The sequence below is a fragment of the Flectobacillus longus genome (assembly GCF_030056705.1).
Taxonomy (GTDB): Bacteria; Bacteroidota; Bacteroidia; order Cytophagales; family Spirosomataceae; genus Flectobacillus; species Flectobacillus longus.
Window position 1 is genome coordinate 21268 of record NZ_JASHIC010000034.1, and the last position, 20869, is coordinate 42136.

11 protein-coding genes are annotated in these 20869 nt (G+C 37.6%); 4 read left to right on the forward strand and 7 right to left on the reverse strand.

The features are described 5' to 3' along the window. Window positions 1–17 precede the first annotated feature (17 nt). The 4 genes from QM491_RS21985 to QM491_RS22000 all read right to left on the reverse strand — a co-directional run bounded on the left by QM491_RS21985 (window position 18) and on the right by QM491_RS22000 (window position 7904). On the reverse strand, window positions 18–2498 hold the full coding sequence (locus tag QM491_RS21985; protein WP_283329685.1) for a TonB-dependent receptor: 2481 nt from the start codon (window positions 2496–2498) through the stop codon (window positions 18–20). A 28-nt stretch (window positions 2499–2526) separates the two neighbouring features. After that, on the reverse strand, window positions 2527–3090 hold the full coding sequence (locus tag QM491_RS21990) for a hypothetical protein (RefSeq protein ID WP_283329686.1): 564 nt from the start codon (window positions 3088–3090) through the stop codon (window positions 2527–2529). A 169-nt stretch (window positions 3091–3259) separates the two neighbouring features. Further along, window positions 3260–4795: a RagB/SusD family nutrient uptake outer membrane protein gene (locus QM491_RS21995; protein ID WP_283329687.1), complete on the reverse strand. Its 1536-nt coding sequence runs from the start codon at window positions 4793–4795 to the stop codon at window positions 3260–3262. Between the two features lie 70 nt (window positions 4796–4865). Continuing rightward, entirely contained in the window at window positions 4866–7904 is a 3039-nt protein-coding gene (locus QM491_RS22000; RefSeq protein WP_283329688.1) for a SusC/RagA family TonB-linked outer membrane protein, read from the reverse strand. 1085 nt (window positions 7905–8989) lie between these two features. On the opposite strand from QM491_RS22000, the gene QM491_RS22005 reads away from it, so the two are divergent. Continuing rightward, on the forward strand, window positions 8990–11935 hold the full coding sequence (locus QM491_RS22005) for an FAD-binding and (Fe-S)-binding domain-containing protein (protein WP_283329689.1): 2946 nt from the start codon (window positions 8990–8992) through the stop codon (window positions 11933–11935). Window positions 11936–12019: 84 nt separating this feature from the next. Here the strand turns inward: QM491_RS22005 and QM491_RS22010 are convergent, their stop codons facing one another. Next, entirely contained in the window at window positions 12020–12370 is a 351-nt protein-coding gene (locus tag QM491_RS22010; RefSeq protein ID WP_283329690.1) for a DUF6984 family protein, read from the reverse strand. Window positions 12371–12563: 193 nt separating this feature from the next. Here QM491_RS22010 and QM491_RS22015 point away from each other — a divergent pair, with 193 nt between their 5' ends. Continuing rightward, window positions 12564–14525: a M1 family metallopeptidase gene (locus tag QM491_RS22015; RefSeq protein WP_283329691.1), complete on the forward strand. Its 1962-nt coding sequence runs from the start codon at window positions 12564–12566 to the stop codon at window positions 14523–14525. 167 nt (window positions 14526–14692) lie between these two features. Continuing rightward, entirely contained in the window at window positions 14693–15325 is a 633-nt protein-coding gene (locus tag QM491_RS22020) for an NUDIX hydrolase N-terminal domain-containing protein (RefSeq protein ID WP_283329692.1), read from the forward strand. A 123-nt stretch (window positions 15326–15448) separates the two neighbouring features. Here QM491_RS22020 and QM491_RS22025 read toward each other — a convergent pair whose 3' ends face one another. Together QM491_RS22025 and QM491_RS22030 are read right to left on the reverse strand one after the other, a co-directional pair. After that, the gene (locus QM491_RS22025; RefSeq protein ID WP_283329693.1) at window positions 15449–16339 is read right to left on the reverse strand and encodes an energy transducer TonB; all 891 of its coding nucleotides are present in this window, start codon (window positions 16337–16339) and stop codon (window positions 15449–15451) included. A 142-nt stretch (window positions 16340–16481) separates the two neighbouring features. Continuing rightward, the gene (locus QM491_RS22030; RefSeq protein WP_283329694.1) at window positions 16482–16970 is read right to left on the reverse strand and encodes a hypothetical protein; all 489 of its coding nucleotides are present in this window, start codon (window positions 16968–16970) and stop codon (window positions 16482–16484) included. 242 nt (window positions 16971–17212) lie between these two features. Between QM491_RS22030 and secA the strand changes: the two genes are divergently transcribed. Continuing rightward, window positions 17213–20587 carry a preprotein translocase subunit SecA gene (gene secA / locus QM491_RS22035; protein ID WP_283329695.1) on the forward strand — a complete coding sequence of 1125 codons (3375 nt, stop codon included), beginning with the start codon at window positions 17213–17215 and terminating at the stop codon, window positions 20585–20587. Window positions 20588–20869: the final 282 nt, after the last annotated feature.

Here is a 20869-nt window from a genome sequence, read left to right on the forward strand (position 1 = left end):
CTAAAGGTCGGTAAAACTTATTTGAACTTGAAATTATAACCTAAGGAAACAATCGGCGAGGCAAAAACACTCAATCGGTAAGCTCTAATTACATCGTTTAGTGTTTTGAAAAATACTGAATAAGCATTTGAGCGCCCCAAAAGGTTATACACTGTAAATGCCCAACTTCCTTCCCACCTTTTGGTTTTCATACTCGGATTAGAGATAATCCAAGAAAAATCTAATCGATAGTAGTCAGGAATACGGTCATTATTTCGGCTGGTATATACCAAGATTTTTTGTCCATCAAGCGTATAAGTTCCCACAGGCGCTGTCAATGGGCGTCCTGTGCTATAGACAAAATTGAAAGAAAAACTATTGTGCTTGTCAGGCTGTGCATTAAACATCAGGTTGAGCGTATGAGGCTTATCATAGTTGGTCGGATACCAATTACCTTTATTAATACGCTGTTCTGGGTATTGACCATCAACTTTCGAAAATGAGCGAGCAAAGGTATATCCAATCGAGCCCGTTACCTCTCCTTTTTTCTTCGTAAGCATCAGCTCTGCGCCATAAGCCAAGCCTTTTCCATTCAATAATTGTGTTTCTATGGTCGGATTCAACTGTAAGTTTGCTCCAGAAATATAATCAATCATATCTTGGGTTCTGCGGTAATACGTTTCCACAGATAATTCCCAGATGCTTTCTTTCAAATTCTTGAAATATCCCAACGACACTAAGTCACTGCTTTGAGGCTTGATATTATTGTCTGATAATTTCCATCTAGCCGTTGGCAAAGGTGTTGTATTATTAGAAACTAGTTGTAAAAACTGGTGCATTCGGTTATAGCCAAATTTCAAAGAAGAGTTTGCATCAATGGTATAGAGTGCAGTCAAACGAGGTTCTAGTCCTCCATAATTCTCAATCACACCTGATGTCCAAGTACTTTGTAAAAGTGTTTCTCCTGAAAAAGGCTCACCAGCCACATATACCCGTTTGGGAGCTGGTCCCATACTTAAATATTGCACATAACGTAAGCCCAATTGAACTCTTAGTTTTTCACTAAGTTTATATTCATCATCAACAAAAGTTGCCAGTTCATAACCCTGTTCCTTATCCAAAATGACTTTGGCAATATTTGATACAATATCTTTATTCAATACGCCTGGCTCTAACTCATATCGAATACCCGATATACCCGCATTGATTTTATGCTTTTCATTAGGGTAATAGGAAAAAAGAGCTTTGAAATTATAATAACGAATAGAGTTACGAAGGTCTATCTTATTGGCAGTATCAGGAGCAACCGTCTGGCTTTTATACAAACTAGAAATAGCAGAAACTTCTAAACTGCTTTTACTTGAAAAAAAATGATTCCAACGTAGCGCTAAATTCTGATGTCCATAAGTAAAATCCGTTTGATTTGCCACAACATTTTCGAGGCTAAACAAAGAATCTACTCGATAAAAATCATGATTAATATAGGCGGTCAGTGAAATCGTATTTTTTTTATCAGGTTTAAAAAACACTTTGGATGCCAAATCGTAAAAGTTAGCTCTTGTATTTTTTACTTCGGGAGTTCCAAACCATTTAAACCAAAAATCATTAAAGGATACCCTAGCCGAAGTCATCAACGAAAGTTTATCTTTGATAAGAGGAGTTTCAAAAGTCAAACGATTTGAAATGGCGCCTATTCCCCCTTGAACACTTCCTTTTTCGAGACTAGGTTCGCTCATCTTAATATCTAAAACAGAAGCAGTACGTCCTCCAAAACGAGCAGGAACACCTCCTTTGTACAGTTCTACCTCCCTAATGGCGTCGGAGGGGAATATTGAAAACAAACCAAATAAGTGTGTGGGATTAAAAATGGGCGTATCGTCGACATAAATCAAATTCTGGTCCACTGCCCCCCCGCGTACATTAATACCATTGCTTCCTTCTCCCACTGAGCTTACGCCTGGGAGTGTCTGTAAGCTTCTCAGTATATCTACCTCTCCCATCATAGCAGGAATCTTTTTAATGCCTTTTAGGCTCAACAAAGAAACCCCTAAAGATGGTGTTTGAATATCCTTGCGAGTTGCTACACTCGACACAATCACTTCTTCAAGCATATTTGACACCGCCTGAAGCTCAATCTTCATCTTAGTATCTTGGTCAAGCTTGATGTATTTTCTAAATATCTTATATCCTACAGCCGAGATTTTTACAATATATTCACCCTGCGTCAATCTCATATAAAAATTACCTGTAGAATCTGTAATTACACCTGACTTGACATAGTCAATAGAAACACTTGCATTAGGAATTGGCTTTTGGCTTTCTACATCAACCACATTTCCAACTAGAGCAAAGGTTCGCAGGAAAGTTTTATCTCTGTTGACTGATGTACTCAATCTAGCTAGTAATTCATTTGAACTCCTCTGAGTTTGTCCCAAAGAAAAAAAGTTAGCTCCCAAAGTACCTATCAGAAAAATGAGCATTGGAAGCTTAAAGCTATTAATAGGTTTAATTTTTTTCATTAGTTTATAGGTTCAAACGATACAGGAACTAGTACAATGTTGTTGCCTCATTAACATCTAGTAAAGCTATTTTCGGTTTTTTGCATACGATAATTCCTTCTACTTCAAATGCAGGATCGGTTTCACCAACATTTGGATATTTTTTTGCTTTTCCTACAACCTCAATAACAATTTTATCTTTGTTGAGAGATTTGAATGTGAGGAGACCTTGGCTCATCAGATATCCTTCACCTCTTCTTTTAGCTTTATCTTTGATTTTACCAAACATCACTGTGGATGTATATGAGTTAAACATTCGGATAGGAACTTTTAGAGGCTTCTCTTCGTATAATTTTTCTCCTCCAAAATGAATCATTACATTGCTATCGAACTGATCGAAAGAATTAATAGTAAATGATTTTTCAACGATTTCGAGGTGACCGTGAAAGACACTTTCTTCCTTATAAAAGTTGGTTCCTTTAACTTTTAAAATAATTTTTGTTTGGTCGTCTTTCAACTGACTATAAACTTCATCAGCCTTGAATTTATCTGAAATTGTACAACCCGAAACCAACAATAAAATTCCAATAATAAAAATGAATTGACGTACCATTATTTTGAGAGCTTATTAATGTTTATGTAGTAAATAAAGGAATAGATAAGCTGATTATACCATCAGTAATTTTCTTTATACCTATTGAGATGCAAGGTATAACAATATCCTTAAAAGGAAAATGCTCGATAAATCGAGCATTTTCCAGTATTATAAAACTGTCAGAAGATTAGTATCCAACATTTTGTTTCAAGTTTGAATTGATTTCCAATTCTCTTTGAGGGATTGGGAATACAACACGGTAAGCAGGAGATGCTGTTGTTCTGTTATCAACAGGGTTTGCGAAAGTACCAAAACGGATTTGGTCATTTCTTCTCCAACCTTCCCAGTACAATTCACGACCACGCTCAGCCAAAACGTCGTTTGCTGTTAATGCTGCAAGAGCGGCTACACCACGAGTTTTTCTCAAATCGTTGATGATAGTCAATGCACCAGCAGTGTTACCACCTCTGAACAAAGCCTCTGCTTTCATCAACAATACGTCAGCATAACGGAAGAATACATAATCATTTGCAGGAGAATCGATGTCTGACAAATCTGGAATATATTTGATAACACGAACACCATCTGCCTCATTTGCAACTTTGAAGTCATACTTCAAAGTAAAGCTAAGTGGCTTACCAGAACGGTCGTTCAATGCTGCACCGTTTTGATCGTATTGTTGACCTGCCAAGAAACCTGCACGCAAACCTGATTTATCTGTCAATCCTGTAACAGAAGCACCCAAACGACTATCCGTTTTTTCGAAGCTATTATAGAAATCAGACAAAGTTGTAAAACCATTCCAACCACTAGGAACTTGGTTATAGTGCGTTGTCATATAATAACGGTTTCTTACAGAAGAACCATTGTTGTTACTAGCACCTTTTTCGTTCTGAATTACAAAAATTAATTCTTTTGAACGAGATGAGTTTTCGAAGTGGAAGTTATCGAAATAGTTAGCAGTCAAACTAAATTTACCTGAACCAGTAATAGCATCTGCTAATGATACCACTTGATCCATGTCAGCTTTTGCAAACGTGAATGGACCTGCTGGACTAGCTGGATCTTGATCGTAAACAGCTTTGTTCAAATAAACTTTTGCTAACAAGAAACGAGCTGCTTCTTTAGTTGCTGTACCTGAATTAGAGCCAGAAGCATTATCCAATGATGGAAGAATAGCATTCAAATCAGCAATAATCTGAGCAGCAGCCTCTTTACGGCTTAATGCTTTTGGCAACGCACCTGGATTTGCTGGATCTCTAAATGCTACTTGACCGAACAAATCCATTGTATAAAACATATAGAATGCACGAAGATAAGTAGCTTCAGCTTTTTGTTTTGCTGATGCTGAAGCATTATTAATTACTTCATTAGCAAGCGCATGACCACGGTTTAGGTTATTCCATGCTGCTAATACATCATCACTTTGATTTGTCCAAGTGTGTGTATGAAGGTTTCTCCAACGACCATTATCGTCCCAGTCAGCACCACGAGTTGGGCCTTGCATCTCATCAGAAGGGTGTTCTGTCAAAGCGTAAATAGCTGCTTGGTCAGTAAAGGTACCCAAACTTTGATAGGCAGACTTCAATGTTAAATCAGGCGAAATAGATGAAGCACTCGTTAAACGATCTAGCACAGCATCATCCAAGTTCGTACATCCGATCGCGCCTCCCATTGCTAGCGTTAACAACGAAGGATACAATATATTTTTAAAATTTTTCATTTCTTTTATTTCGGATAATGTGGATTAAAGTAAAGTCTTAAGCTATGTCAAAACTGAACTATACAAGTTGTTAGAAGTTAGCGTTGATACCCAATGAGAATGTTCTAGCTTTAGGATATGAGATGTAATCAATACCCAATGAAGGAACACCATTTCTAGTAGCAGCAGTGTTTGTCACTTCTGGATCTAGACCTGAGTAATTAGAGATCAACAATAAATTCTGACCTGTCAAAGAGATGTTAAGAGACTTAGCAAAACTGTTAGCAGGTAACTTGAATGTATAACCCAATGAGAAGTTAGAAACACGAATGAAATCAGACTTCTCTAGGTAGAATGATGACGGAACTGGAGCGTCACCAAATGCTTGGCCTGTTGTACTAGAGATTGTATAGTTAGTAACATTGTTACCTTGTTTCACAGAAGCTCTATTTAATACAGCGTTAGCAGTGTTGTTATAAACGTATCCTCCTTGTTGGCCATTGATAAACAAACTAGCATTCCAGCTACCCAAAGAGAAACTGTTGTTCAAACCCCAAGTCATTGTAGGGAATGGACTTCCTTTGTAAGTTTTGTCAGCAGACAATTTAGTGTTACCATTTTCATCGTAACCTAAGAAATCAGCTAAGAAGAAACCATACAATGGATATCCTTGAGTGATAGGTTGGATAAATGCACCTGACAAACCTTGACCGTACAAGTTACCAGTTTGGATAGTAGATACATCCAAACGAGCTACTTCGTTTTTCAAGAATGTTGCGTTACCAGAAACTTCCCAATCCAATTTTTTGCCTGCCAATACTTGGTAAGTCAATGAAACTTCAACCCCTTTGTTTCTGATGTCAGCAGGGATATTACTCCATCTTGTTGTTGCAACATCAGGCTGTGGAGCAGCAAATGGGAACAATAAGTTGTTAGTAGATTTGTTGAAGTAATCAACAGTACCTGACAATCTTCCTTTCAACAATGAGAAGTCTAAACCGATGTTATAAGCAGTTGTAGTTTCCCATTTAATATCAGGGTTAGGTACGTTTTCTTTTTGCAAACCACCTGAAGAAGAGTTAGGAGCATAAGTAGCCAAAGATGTATTTGTAGGGAACTCTTGGTTACCTGTAACACCCCAACCAGCTCTTACTTTCAAATCAGTAAATACTTCTTTTGGAACGAAAGTTTCGTTAGATAATCTCCAAGCACCAGCAAATGAAGGGAAGTATCCATATTTGTTGTTAGCACCAAATTTTGATGAACCATCCACACGCAAAGTAGCTGTCAACAAGTACTTATCTGAGTAATTGTAGTTAACACGACCAAAGTATGACTGTAATTCACTCATGCCTTTAGCAGATCCACCAGAGTACGCTTTGTTTGTTCCAGAGTTATCTACGAAGTTGATATTGTTAGCCAAATCAAATCCAGCTGGAGAAACAAAATAATTAGCTTGAACATAGTTTCCTTGATTTTCAAATTTCTGATATGAGAAACCAGCCAAAGCGTCGATTTTATTTTTACCCAAATCCAACTTGTAGTTCAACGTGTGTTCCAAAGTTGTTGTAGTCAAATAACGGTTTGCAATACGAGCATAACCTTGGTTACCAGGAATGTTTGTTGCAAAACCAGGCGTATTAGGGTCAACACTTGTTCTTGTTACACCATCAGAATTGTCATAACCAAAGTTAGCTTTGTAAGACAAGTTTGGAAGGATATTCCAAGTACCACTGATGTTCATCAATGTTCTGTTAGTTACAGCACCACCTCTATATTGATTCAACAAAGAAACTGGGTTACGGAACGATGGAGTACCACTTGTAAAATAAGAACCGTCAGTAGCATAAACTGGGTAAGTAGGGTTAGTTTTGATAGCAGTTGAAATAACGTTACCTTCAAAACCGATGTCACCACCTGTAGCAGACAATTGGTCAGTTACTTTAGATGTAGTCATTGCTACCGCCAAAACTACTTTGTTATCAAACAACTTGTGTGTAGCATTTACACGAGCTGTAACTTTCTTCATTCCTGAGTTTTTGATAGTACCTTGTTGGTCATTGTAACCCAAAGAGAAGAAATAGTTCGTGTTGTCATTACCACCACCGTAGCTTAAGTTGTAGTTCTGAGCAACTGCAGTACGATATACTTGATCTTGCCAGTTTGTATTTGCTCCAGCATTAATCAATTTGTTATTTACATCCAAACCAGCAGCAGTAGCTTGTTTCAAGAAATCAGCAGTAGACAATACATCATAGTTTTTGTAGTTGTTTGAAATCGCAGTGTTTGCTGAGAAGTTCAAGTTACTTTGACCTGATTTACCTTTCTTAGTCGTAATCAAAACAACACCATTTGCACCACGAGAACCGTAAATTGCAGCAGCAGAAGCATCTTTCAACACAGAGATATTTTCGATATCACTTGGGTTCAAGAAGTTCAATGGGTTTCTTGCTGTAGTTGTACCAACACCTGCACTACCATCTGTACCTTCAGAAGTGTTACCACCATCCAATGGAATACCATCTACTACGTACAATGGACCATTACCTGAACGAATTGAAGTTGTACCACGAATACGGATGTTGATACCTGCACCTGGCTCACCAGAGTTAGGAGTCATTTGAACACCCGCCGCACGACCTTGTAATAATTGTTCTGGAGAAGCAATCACACCTTTGTTAAAATCCTTAGCAGTCAAAGCTACAACACCACCTGTTGCATCTTTTTTCGTTGTAGTACCATAACCTACTACTACAACTTCTTCCAATGCTTTAGTTTCCGATGCCAATGAAACGTTCACTTGAGAACGACCACCTACCGAAACTTCTTGTTTTGCGTAACCTACAAAAGAGAAAACCAAAACAGCATTGTCTGATACATTGTTCAATTTGAATGAGCCCGTCGCATCTGTTTGTGTACCTTTATTTGTTCCTTTTACACTTACAGATACACCTGGTAGCCCAGAGCCATCGCCACTGTCAGTAACTTTTCCGGTAACAGTTTTGTCTTGAGCATAAGCCCCAATAGACAAAAGCATAGCTACAGCTATCGCCGCGAACTTAAGAAGCCCCGTTGATACTGAACCTTGTCGCATTGGGCGACCAAACCATCGGTAAAAATGATTTTTCATAGGTAATATTAAGATTGGGAAAAATGGTTAATGAAATTTGAGAATGCTATTCACAGCATTTTGTAGGTAAAAACTCTCATACTAGAGGAATTGTTTTGGGAATTAGTAGCTAGCCTAGTTATGGAATTTTCTTACTAAAAAGTATGAATTTGCTGTGATTTCACACAACAAAGTAGGCGATAAAGTTTCTATAATTCAATTTTTTTTTGAAAAAATTTTATTTCAAAAAAAATACTTATTTTCATCAAAATTGCACTAAAACTATACCTTGCAAACTTAGCACAGTGTAGGACAGATTTGCAAAACTTTGTAAAACTTTGCGTATGCACGTTTTTTGTTAATAAATGTTAAAAACGTCTTTGCCTGTACAATAAAAAAACATTGTATTTTTCTAATAAATAAAATCACAAATTTTGTACACTTTAGAACAGTCTAACATTCTTTTATTAATACACTTAAACATGAAAATTTCTACTTTTGAGCGTATCATCTCAAAAAAGTACAATTATTAATTTTAACTTCTTCAAAATCATTTTAGTATTTTACTTAATCCCTCTATCATCTATTTCTAATATAAATTCTCCGAATTTTATCAGGTTATATCAAAGAAGTCTATATGCAATTGTTTGTATAAGTTTGCACAACATTTGCAATCATTTGCAAAATATTTCGTCTTAAATATCGTTATGTATATCCTAAGAAATCTGTACTTTAAGGCTTGACTTCTCTTAGTTTTTTCTCTCTTAGATATATATTTTCGTAAGACCAATAAGTATATTCTTGCACGATTTTGCTTTTAACTTAATTACCAACTTCTTTCCTTCTTATCGCTCTATTTTGCCAAGTTATCTACACTTTCCAAATGCTCCTCAGTGTGAATTAAAAGAGATTCACTGAATTATTACACTTCAATTTCTCAATCTTTTATTACCACAATTTTACTTAGGCTGTTATGCCTTTAATTTCGTATCTTTGAGCATTCAATGTCTGTATTGATGAACCAAAAAACTCTTTCATAATTCGTACTAATTTTGTATTAATCTGAATAGCAACCATACTATTCATCGGTTAATCCCTTATCAAAAATGAGTCAAAAAGTAAGTAATCAGCTCTTAGCACAACTTGCTGGTACGCTCGAGGGTGATTTTCATTACGATACTGTAATGCGTACCTTGTATGCGACCGACGCTTCGGCCTATCGTGAAATGCCTACCGCTGTTGCTATCCCAAAATCGGTAGAAGACATTAAAAAACTTATTGCTTTTGCTGCCAATAACGGTTCGTCCATCATTCCTCGCACTGCTGGTACTTCGCTCGCTGGACAGGTTGTGGGCGATGGGATTGTAGTAGATGTTTCTAAAAACTTTACTAAAATTCTTGAAATTAATAAAGAAGAACATTGGGTGCGTGTACAACCAGGTGTAGTGCGTGACGTACTCAATATGGAGCTCAAAAAACATGGTTTGTTCTTTGGCCCAGAGACTTCTACAGCCAATCGTGCTATGATTGGCGGAATGGTGGGTAATAACTCATGTGGCTCAAACTCTGTGGTTTATGGCTCGACCCGTGACCATTTATTAGAAGTACATGCTATTTTGGCAGATGGTTCAGAAACAGTTTTTAAGTCAACCGACAAAGCTGACTTTAGCTCTTTGGTAGCTACAGCACAACAAAAAAACGGCTCTGCAACCTTGTTAGATAGGATTTATCTTAAAACTAACGATATACTCAGCGATTCAAAAAATCAAGACGAAATCCGTGCAGAGTTTCCTAAGCCTACCATCGAACGAAGAAATACAGGATATGCACTTGATATGCTATTGAACTGTGAGCCATTTACACCAAATGGTAAAGCATTCAATATGTGTGAACTCATAGCTGGTTCTGAAGGAACACTTTGTTTTATTACCGAAATTAAAATTCATGTCAACGATTTACCTCCTAAAGAAATCGGTTTATTATGTGTTCATTTCAATACCATAGACGAAGCTCTTAGAGCCAATCTTATTGCGATGAAATACAAGCCTTCTGCTTCGGAGTTGATGGATCATTATATCCTAGAATGTACTAAAGCAAACCCTGAGCACCGCCAAAATCGTTTCTTTGTGGAAGGTGACCCAGGTGCACTTTTGGTGGTTGAGCTTCGCGATAATGATGTTGCCGAAATCGAAAAACAGGCTGCTGCTATCGAGGCTGAAATGCGTGCTGCTGGCTTTGGCTATCATTTTCCAAGAGTTTACGGTGCTGATACCAAGCGCGTTTGGGATTTGCGAAAGGCTGGTTTAGGGTTATTATCAAATCTTCCTGGCGACGAAAAAGCAGTAGCTGTTATCGAAGATACAGCCGTGGATGTCAATGACCTGCCTGAATTTATTAAAGAGTTTAATGAAATTCTTGCAGCCAATAATATGTATTGTGTGCATTATGCGCACGCTGGCTCTGGCGAACTTCACCTCCGCCCTATCATTAATTTAAAGACGGAAGAAGGCAATAAACAGTTTAGATTGATTGCGGAAGAGATTGCCACTTTGGTAAAAAAATTCAAAGGTTCTCTTTCTGGAGAACACGGTGATGGTCGTTTGAGAGGCGAGTTTATCAAGCAGATGGTTGGTGACCACAACTATCAATTGATGAAAGAAATCAAAAAGGTCTGGGATCCTAAGAATATCTTCAATCCAAATAAAATTGTAGATACTCCTCCGATGGATACGTTCCTACGCTATACGCCGGGACAAACTACCCCAGAATTCAAAACAACTTTCCGTTTTTACGACCAAGATATCTTGCAACATGCCGAGCAATGTAACGGTTCGGGCGACTGTCGTAAGACGCATTTGTCAGGCGGAACTATGTGTCCTTCTTACATGGCTACTCGCAATGAGAAAGAAACAACTCGTGCTCGTGCCAATATTCTAAGAGAGTTTTTGACTCGTTCAGACAAAGCAAATCGTTTCGATCATGAAGAAATCAAAGAAGTGATGGATTTGTGTTTGGCATGTAAAGGCTGTAAATCTGATTGTCCATCGAATGTGGATATGGCAAAATTGAAAATGGAATTCTTGCACCAATATTACAAGGATAATGGAGTACCGCTTCGTAGCAAGTTAATTGCCAATTTCTCGAAACTTTCAAAAGTTGCCTCTTATGTTCCTTGGGCTTACAATCTGGTATTTGATACGCCTGCGCTACGTAAAATTGCTAACAATATCGTCGGGTTCCACCCTGAACGTACAATGCCTCTTTTGGCAAAAGAAACATTCTTGAATTGGAACAAGAAACGCTCAAAAGCAACTGTTTTAAGCAAAAAAGTGTATCTCTTTGCCGATGAATTTACGAACTACAATGATGTAGAAATCGGTAAAAAAGCGGTAGAGTTACTAGAAAAACTGGGATATGAAGTAGTTATTCCAAACCATGTGGAATCTGGGCGTCCGCAGCTATCAAAAGGTTTATTGGACGATGCAAAAGCTTTGGCTACGAAAAACGTAACCTTACTAAAAGATGTTATTTCGGAAAACACTCCTTTAGTAGGTATTGAACCATCCGCAATTCTAACTTTCCGTGATGAATACCCTGATTTGGTTGATGATAATCTCCTAGAAGATGCTAGAAAATTAGCGAAAAACACTTTTATGGTAGAGGAGTTTTTAGCAAAAGAAATTGATGCTAAACGTATTGATAAGTCGTTGTTTACAAGTGAAAAACGTTTAATCAAATTACACGGTCACTGTCAACAAAAATCACTTTCTAGCTTAGTTCCTGCCAAAAAAGCGCTTTCATTACCAAGTAACTATGAAGTTCAATTGATTCCAAGTGGTTGTTGTGGTATGGCGGGTTCGTTTGGCTATGAAAAAGAACACTTCGAACTTTCTAATCAAGTGGGCGAATTAGTATTGTTCCCAACAATTCGCCAGCAACCAGATGAGGTAATCATTGCAGCTTCAGGTACAAGCTGCCGTCACCAAATCCATGATGGTACTGGTCGTACAGCTTTGCATGCAGTCGAGATTCTTCACGCAGCCTTGAAATAAGTCAAGTAACGTTATTCATAGAAAAAGAGTCTGAGTATCTTTTATTTTATAGATATTCAGACTCTTTTCATTAATAGTATTGTCTTACACTCCTGCATCTAATGGTCTGATACTTACCTGATGAGGTTGAGGGTAGGTGATTAATTTGGAGAAATCTACTTTCCAAAAATCTAAATCTAACAATTTGTTATTGGAATCTTTTGTGAGTGTAATCAACACGGGAGTTCCATCAGAATCTACGTATTCTACCTGAATCAAATCTCCATCGTATAAATTAGGGTCTTCGCCAACACTGATACTTCCCATTTTACCATCTTCATACTCCACAACATCTTCACGAACAGGATATTGTTCTGTAGTAAACCCAACCAACCCTAAAAGATGCTCTATCAATGCTAGCTCTTGCGGTCTGATTTTTCTTGTATCTTGACTCATTGTTTTTGTTCTTTCGATCGTTTATTGTTTCAGAATGCTATGTTGTAGTTGAATCGATAATTTTTAATCAGATTCATCCCCATTAGCTCAAAGCTACAAAGATAAAACATTGTCTTTGTAGGAAAACATCTAAATTGCAATGGATTCAGTTTTATAGTTTCTGCCAAATCTACTTTTAAACATTCAACAACAGATGGTAAAAAAATTAATTGCCTTAGGTTCATTGCTTGCCTTGCATTGGAGCAGTCAGGCACAACAAAAATCAAATTACAGTCAATACGACCTTTTTAACCCACTTTTTAATTACACCCTGTCAACTCCTACTCGCAGTGGAACAGGATCACCCGGGGCTACTTATTGGCAAAACCAAGCAGATTATAAAATCAACGTTGCGCTCGATGACCAAAAAAACATCTTAGATGGCGATGTAGAAATTACCTATAAAAATGCCTCGCCTGATAAACTTAATTTCCTTTGGTTGCAACTTGACCAAAACCAATTTAATAACAAATCTCGTGGTTCGGCAACTACGCCAATTTCAGGCGGGCGCTTTGGCAATGTCAATTTCAATGGTGGCTATACCATCAAGTCTGTGACAATCGATGGAAAGCCTGCGGAATTTGTGGTAGAAGATACTCGTATGCAAATTCGTTTGGCAAATCCAATAGCTGAGAAAATCGGCTCTGCCAAAATTAAAATTGTATATTCTTTCCAAATTCCTAAATACGGCTCCGACCGTGTGGGAATGCACGAAGCACAACAAGGAACCGTTTATGAAATTGCTCAGTGGTATCCTCGTATGTGCGTATATGACGATGTTGAAGGCTGGAACGTTCTTCCTTATTTGGGCGCTGGCGAATTTTACCTAGAATATGGCAATTTTGAATATGCTATTACAGCTCCTGCATCACATATTATTGTAGGTTCGGGAGAACTTACCAATCCATCAGAATGCTGGACAAGCGAACAACTCAAAAGACTAGCTCAAGCAAGCAATAGCGACAAAACTGTAATGATTAGAAGCGCAGCAGAAGTTGTAGAAGCGAATTCAAGACCAAAATCCGAAGGCAAAATCACATGGAAGTTTAAATGTAGTACAGCCCGCGATGTAGCCTTTGCTTCTTCGAAAGCATTTGTGATTGATGCTGCCAAAATTAATTTACCAAGTGGTAAAAAATCATTGGCTATGTCTGCCTATCCTGCAGAATCAGGTGGAGAAAAAGGCTGGGGACGATCAACAGAATATGTGAAATCTTGCTTGGAGTTCTATTCAAAATGGTTGTACGAATACACCTATCCTGTGGCTACCAATGTGGCAGGTTCAATCAGCGGTATGGAATATCCAGGAATTGTTTTTTGTGGAAGTACAAGCACGACACAAGGCCTCTGGGGCGTAACAGACCATGAATTTGGACATAACTGGTTCCCAATGATTGTAGGCTCAAACGAACGCAAATTTGCATGGATGGACGAAGGCTTTAATACCTTTATCAATTTTTACTCGACCGACGATTTTAATAACGGCGAATACAAAGGTTATAAAATGGATATGCACCAAATGGCGAAACAGCTATTCCGTGAAAGTGCAGAACCTATCATGAATATTCCTGATGTAATGCAGGCTAGCAACTTGGGCTATGAGGCATATTACAAACCTGCTATTGGATTGAAAATTTTGAGAGAACAAGTTTTAGGAAAAGACAGATTTGATTATGCCTTCAAGGAATATATCAAACGATGGGCATTTAAACATCCAACACCTTATGACTTTTTCAAAACAATGGAAGATGCCTCTGGCGAAGATTTAAGCTGGTTTTGGAGAGGTTGGTTTTATGAAACTTGGAAACTAGACCAAGCAGTAAAAGATGTTCAGTATATTGAACAAGACCCTAAAAACGGTGCTGTTATTACTATTGAAAATCTTGAAAAGCTAGCCATGCCTGTCGAGGTAGAATTAGAAATGGTTGGTGGTACGAAAGAACGAATCAAACTTCCTGTTGAAATCTGGCAGAGAGGAAACACTTGGACATTTAAAACCGCAACAACTTTGCCTCTTAAATCCGTGAGCATCGACCCAGACCATGTTTTTCCTGATTTTAACTCAAAAAATAACGTTTGGAAACCTTTGGGTATAAAAGCTCAAAAACCAAATTAAGCAATACTTAATCGTACTATTTATCTCGAAAATGGGAAAATGACACTATGTCGTTTTCCCATTTTTATTTATACCCTTTCCTCATTTTTAAAGCATTTGTACAAAAAGTATTGCTATTTTCTCTAACTTCAACGATTTAGACTCTAATAATTTACTTCCCTTTTCAAATGAACAATCTAGATTGGCTAGCAATAGCTCAAAAACTTCAATCAATTGCACAAGCAGGTATTTTCTATGCAGCAGACAAACCTTATGACCTTGAACGATATCAGGAAATCTCTGATTTAAGTGTAAAAATCATAGAGAAACTAACTGATGAACCTATTGAAAAAATCATTAACCTATTTGCAAGCGAACGAGATGGTTATCAAACTCCCAAAGTAGATATTCGTGCAGTGGTATTCAATGAAGAGGGTAAGATTTTGATGGCTAAGGAAACTGTAGACGGCAAATGGTCTCTTCCGGGCGGCTGGGGCGATGTAGGATATACTCCTTTTGAAGTAGCCGAGAAAGAAGCTTGGGAAGAAACTGGACTTAAAGTAAAAGCAGTAAAACTATTAGGTGTTTTTGACAAAAGAAATCATGCTCATCCTCCTCAAGCTTGGTATGTTTACAAGCTATTCATACTATGCGAAATCATTGGTGGAGAATTAGATGCACATACACAAGAAACATCAGCAGTAGAGTTTTTTGATAGAAACAATATCCCTACTCTTTCCGTGGACCGTGTTGTAGAAAGCCAAATTGCAAAAATGTTTGAATACTACGATAACCCAGAGCTGCCAATCTATTGCGACTAGTTGGCTATGTGATGAATTGGTCAACAAGTCATTGCATATTATTGCTCAAATATTAGGGCTTACAGCGGAGATTTTAGCTAAAACCTCCGCTGTAAGCCCTAAATTATATTAGTTGACCTAAGTTTATTTAGCACTAATAACAGGTACTTCTACCTGAACTAATGAGCTAACTGTTGCACCTTTCGTAATTGCTGGCTCCCAATTAGGCATTTTGTTCAAAGCTTCCAAAACTAATCCCGTTGTATTTATATCAGAAGCTTTCATCAGTTTGAAACGCTCAGTACGTCCATCTTTACGCACGACAAACTGCACGATAACTTTATCTTGCTTTTCTGCATCCGATAGTTTTTTTGAGGTTTTAAGTGTCTTGTCTAAGTATTTCAAGAAAGACTTAGAGCCTCCAGGAAATACGGCGATTTGATCAGGTTTTGTAAAAACTGAATCACTGTAGGCTTCTTCTTCCAACAAAGAAAGCACACGCATTCCTCTTGAGTTATATTGTTTTTTCTCCTCTTCCGTTAATGTTACTTCTGGCATTGCCTCTTTCACAACATACTCATATAAGCCTCCTTCAGCTTTAGTCCTACTTGCACCACTAACAGCGACAGACTTGGGTTCTTCTATTTTTGGTGATGTTTTTTGCAAAACAATCGTTTCTTTAACCTTTGCCTTTTTGTCCATAATTGAACGCAATGCAGCCTCATCATCTTCGTCATTTTCGTCATCGTACGATACAGTACCAATAACGTAGTCACGATTAGAAGAACTAAGCCTCAAATCAGGGGTTTCAGAGCTTACTGACTCAACTAAAGCAAATGATGATAGCAACGAAGAAGCTGAAAACAAGACAGGTACATCGCTTACATTTATGTAAGGATTGGCAGGTAATACAAAAGCCTGATTTGCGGGTAGCTTAAATGTAAACTTACTACTGTTCTTCTTTGATGACTGAGCAAATGTATTGGCGGTATAAATGCTTAAAATACTTAGGACTAAGAGATACTTTCTTTTCATTTTTTTAATAAATAGTCTTAACGTGTGGGTAATACATATATACGTACAAATTCTATGCCATTCAACCATTAGATTTAGGAAATAAAAAAGGTGAAGCAAGCTTCACCCTTAAATCATACTCTAATCTTTACTTAACTCATTATCAAGGATATTGTAGCTTAATTACTGTATCCTTTTTAAAATAGCGTTGTATGGTAACATCTAAGCTTCCTTCTTTCTTGATTAAGGTATTTTTTGGACTTACTTTATCCCAAAAGTCACCTTTCTCTTCAAACAAATCTATAACCTTTTTTTCCTTAGTGCTATCATTAACTACTTCGGTTATTTCGAGAAGATAATGGATTCTTGCCGAATCAATTACATTGGCCCATTTTTTGGTAATTTTACCATTCCAAGCCATTTGTTTAATATCACCAGCTCCAGCAACAGGCCTATTTTTACCACTACTTGTTAAGTAATCAATACCATAAACCACCAACACAACCAAAAAAATCAAAGGTGTGATTTTACCACTTAGAGGGTTTTTCTCTTGATTAGACGAGCTATTGCCCGAGCCTCCCATTAAATCTCCAAAGAATGGCATTTTTAACTTTTGACGAGGAGGACGACGGCGTTGAGGAGTTTGTTCCATGATATTCAATAACTTACCTATTGAAAAAGGCGTTTTAAGTGATTTCTAAAATATGACAAATCGTTTTCTAGTGCAATATTAATTATAACGAAATTGTTTTTAAAAGGTTCTAATGAACTAAATTTGTAAGTAATTAATTTTCTGTAGGTAGACCAATAGGAATTTGCAGGCTTTGTGTTTGAAAAAATATCCTATTCTAAAGCCTCATTTAATAATCTCTAAAGATTAACGAATAAAACAAAATGATAAATTATTTAACCAAGGCAGTTACAAAATTCTTTGGTACTAAGTCAGAGCGTGACATCAAAGAATTAATGCCAATTGTAGAAAACGTCAAAGTTGAATTCGCCAAACTTTCTAGCTTGACGGATAATCAGCTTCGTCAAAAAACAGTTGACCTTAAAGCCCTTATTCAAGAACGTTTGGCCAAATATGATGCTGAGATTTCTGATTTCAAATTAGAGATTGAAGGTAATTCAGAGATGTCTGTAGATGTTAAAGAAAATATCTTTAACCAAATCGACAAATTGGAAGTTGAGCGTAACAAATCGCTAGAGGTAGTTTTGATGGAAATTCTCCCTCAGGCATTTGCGATTGTAAAAGAAACGGCTAGAAGATATACGGAAAACAAAAAACTTGAGGTAACAGCTACTCCTTTTGATATTGAGATGGCAAGCCGAAAGAAAAATGTTGAAATTGTTGGAGACACCGCCATCTGGCATAACAAATGGATGGCAGCTGGTAACGAAATCGAGTGGAATATGATTCACTACGATGTACAGTTAATCGGTGGTATCGTATTGCACCAAGGTAAAATTGCCGAAATGGCAACTGGGGAAGGTAAAACATTGGTATCTACTTTACCTTCATTCTTGAATGCTTTGGCTGGACGAGGAGTACACCTTGTAACCGTAAACGACTACCTTGCTAAACGTGACTCTGAGTGGAATGCTCCGTTGTTTGAATTCCACCAAATTACGGTTGACTGTATCGACAAGCACGAGCCCAATACAGATGCTCGTCGTAAAGCATATTTGGCAGATATTACGTATGGTACAAACAATGAATTTGGTTTTGACTACCTACGTGACAACATGGCTCGTAGCCCAGAAGAACAAGTTCAACGCAAGCACCACTATGCAATGGTCGATGAGGTTGACTCCGTTTTGATTGACGATGCTCGTACGCCATTGATTATCAGTGGACCAATGGCGCGTGGAGATGAACAAGATTTTGAGATTTTCAATCCATTAGTAGCTCGTTTGGTTGATCAACAAAAACGTATTGTTCAAGAGTTATTAGTAGAATCTAAAAAATTAATTGCAGCAGGAAAGAAAAAAGAAGGTGGCTTGTCATTATTCCGTGCTTTCCGTGGTTTGCCAAAGAGCCGCCCATTGATTAAATTCTTGGGAGAAGTTGGTGTGAAGCAAATCATGCAAGAAACAGAATCTATCTACCTTGCCGAAAATCAAAAGTTAATGCCTGAAGCAGATGCTCCTTTGATGTTTACCATCGAAGAGAAAAACAATCAGGTAGAACTCACAGAAAAAGGTCTTGAATTTATGGCAAGATTGATTGACGATGTCAATTTCTTTGTAATTCCTGATTTATCTGTTGATTTGAACACCATCGAGAAGGACGCAGAATTGAATGAACATGACCGCTTGGTTAAAAAAGAGGCTTTGATTCGTGATTATTCAGCAAAAACTCAACGTATTCATACCGTAAACCAATTGCTCAAAGCATATACTTTATTTGAAAAAGATGCCGAATATATCATCGATGAAGGTAAAGTGAAAATTGTAGATGAGCAGACAGGTCGTATCATGGACGGACGTCGTTATTCTGACGGTTTACATCAAGCTATTGAAGCTAAAGAGAATGTAAACATCGAAGATGCCACGCAAACTTATGCTACGATTACACTCCAAAACTATTTCCGTATGTACCACAAGCTTTGTGGTATGACGGGTACTGCCGAAACTGAAGCAGGCGAGTTTTGGACAATCTATAAATTAGATGTTGTAACCATTCCTACAAACAGAAAAATCTCTCGTAATGACCACGAAGATAAAGTTTACAAAACTGTTCGTGAAAAATACAACGCTGTAGCGCAAGAGATTCAAGAAATGGTAGAAGGTGGTCGCCCTGTACTTGTGGGTACTACTTCTGTCGAAAACTCTGAGTTATTGAGTCGTATGCTTACGATTCGTAAGATTCAACACAACGTACTCAACGCAAAGCATCACGCTCGTGAAGCCGAAATCGTTGCCGAAGCAGGTCATGCAAGCAAGGTAACTATTGCAACCAACATGGCTGGTCGTGGTACAGACATTAAGCTATCGCCCGAAGCTAAGACTGCTGGTGGGTTGGCTATTATTGGTACAGAACGCCATGAGTCTCGTCGTGTCGACCGTCAGCTGAGAGGTCGTGCGGGTCGTCAAGGTGACGTAGGTTCATCTCAATTCTTCTTGTCGTTGGACGATGACTTGATGCGTAAATTCGGTTCAGACCGTATCGCTAAAGTTATGGACCGTATGGGTATGGAAGAAGGCGAGGTAATCCAACACTCTATGATTACGTCGTCGGTAGAACGTGCTCAGAAAAAAGTAGAAGAAAACAACTTTGGTATTCGTAAGCGTTTGTTGGAATACGATGACGTAATGAACTACCAACGTAATGCCATTTATAAGCGTCGTCAGAATGCTTTGTTCGGAGAGCGTTTGTCATTGGATATTGCCAACACAACGTTTGACGTTTGTTCAGATATTATCCAAAACAATGTTTCTTACGATGAAGTAGAGCTTCGTGTTATTGATATTTTAGGAATGGAACCTCCATTCGATCGTGAGGAGTTTGCTAAGTTAAATACTCAACAGCGTACAAATCGTTTGTACGATGCAGCTGAGAAACATTATAGTGCCAAAAATAAGGTTTTAGCAGAAAAAGTAATTGATTTTGCTCAAGAAGCTTTATCTCAAGGCTATCAAGGTATTCAAGTACCAATCACAAATGGTGTATTGGTAACAGGTGTATTTGCTGATGCCAACGAAACGCTTACTACAAATGGTAAAAAAGTAATCTCTGAAATGGAGAAATTCATTGCATTGAGCCTTATTGACCAAGAGTGGAAAGAGCACCTTCGTGATATGGATGATTTGAAACAATCAGTACAAAATGCAGTTTTTGAACAAAAAGATCCGTTGTTGATTTACAAATTCGAAGCTGTCAAATTATTTGAACGTTTCTTGAGTCGTATCAACGTCGATACAGTTAGCTTCTTGATGAAAGCAGATATGCCTGATTTTCAGCAAGCTGTTGAGCAGCCAGCTATTCCTCAAGCACCAGCACCACAACCCAAATTACAAATACAAAAAGATGAAGCTATTTCATCTTTAGTAAGTGGGTTAGCAGGAAACTTGGACTCAGGTCTTGATTACATTGACCCAAGCGCAAGTCAACCAGTTGAAAAAGTTGCTCCAAGACAAGCCATCAAAATTGCTGATCGCAATCAAAGAGTAACAGTTCAATATCCAGATGGTTCAATCAAAGAAAATGTAAAATACAAAACTGTTGAGCAAGATGTAGAAAAAGGCATAGCAGTTGTAATTGCATAACAAAAACAAAAAACGCCCGCAAAACGGGCGTTTTTTTGTAAATTAACCATTTTTATATTAAGTTCTATATCTAAAATCCATCCAATTGGACTTTGAATTCGTAGTTTTCTACAAAGGTATATTTTTTATCTACATGATTCAATCTTAATAAATGTTTTCGCATTTTATGACCGTTTAATCTATTTCATCCCTTAGTTCAGCAATTTAAAAGCACTATTGTCCTTACTATTAAATTATATTTAGTATTTTTGAACCCTATAGTATTTGTAAACATATATATCT